Origin of the sequence: Kitasatospora sp. MBT63 (assembly GCF_000710465.2) — a bacterium.
In the GTDB taxonomy this organism is placed as follows: domain Bacteria; phylum Actinomycetota; class Actinomycetes; order Streptomycetales; family Streptomycetaceae; genus Kitasatospora.
In genome coordinates this window covers 12,735-13,768 of record NZ_JAIZ01000598.1, presented here as the reverse complement: position 1 = coordinate 13,768, position 1,034 = coordinate 12,735, and the positions used below count along the sequence as shown (strand labels likewise).

At 75.1% G+C, this 1,034-nt stretch carries 2 protein-coding genes; both read left to right on the top strand.

Features of this window, described 5'->3' with window-relative positions; all coding sequences use genetic code 11:
* A partial coding sequence (locus AA75_RS31545; RefSeq protein ID WP_033823747.1) for an amidohydrolase family protein occupies nucleotides 1–511 on the top strand: 511 nt, incomplete at its 5' end.
* Between the two features lie 28 nt (nucleotides 512–539).
* The coding region (locus AA75_RS31540) for a YoaK family protein (RefSeq protein WP_233289282.1) at nucleotides 540–1,034 on the top strand (495 nt) is incomplete at its 3' end.

Below are 1,034 nucleotides of genomic sequence, written 5' to 3'. Positions count from 1 at the left end.
GTGGGTCGCCCTGCACTGGCTGGTCTCCGGCCGCGCGGTCGGCGGGCGACGCCTGGCGGCCGACCACAACCGGCTCGACCGCGAGCAGGCCCTGGAGCTCTACACCCTGGGCGGCGCCCGCCTCACCGGCGAGGAAGCGGTCAAGGGACGGCTCACGGTCGGGAGTTACGCGGACCTCGCGGTGCTCAGCGCCGACTACTTCACCGTGCCCGAGGCGGACATCCCGCACATCGAGTCCGTCCTCACCGTGGTCGGGGGCCGCATCGTCCACGGCGCCCAGGAGCACCAGGGGCTGGCCCCAGACCTGCCGTCGGTGACACCGGCGTGGAGCCCGGTCGCGCGGTTCGGCGGCTACCACGCCACCCCCGCCCCCGGCCCGGCCGGTGTCCACCAGGCCGAGCGCGTCACGGAGGCCGCCGTGGCCTCCGGTGAGCAGCTGGCCTGGCGCGAAGCCCGCGGCCTCGTCCCTCCGGGCCAGGGCCCGGCGCCACTGGACCCGTGCTTCTTCTGACGATCCGCCACTTTCGAGAGGAGGCGTGGTGACCACACCCGCAATCGACCCGGGCGCCGCCGGACGGCCGGAGCCGCCGCTTCCCGGGACACAGGTCCACGACCGCCATCCGCTGGCGCTGGCCCTGTTCGCGCTGACCGCCGTCAGCGGCCTGATCGACGCCGTGAGCTACCTCGGCCTCGGGCACGTCTTCACGGCGAACATGACCGGCAACGTCGTCGTCATCGCCTTCGCCCTGGCCGGGGCGCCCGGGTTCTCCGTCACGGGCTCGGTGACCTCCCTCGCCGCCTTCCTGCTCGGCGCGGGACTGGCTGGGCGGCTCGTCGCCCGGAGCGCCGCCCCGCGCCGCGACCGCTGGCTGCGTACGGCCCTGCTGCTGGAGGTCGCGCTGCACGGTGCGGCCGCGGCCGTCGTCTTCGCGTGGGGCGTGACCGGATCGGTGCAGTACGCGGTCATCGCCCTGCTGGCCGTCGCGATGGGGATCCGCAACGGCGCCGTGCGCGGCCTCGGCGTGCCCGATCTG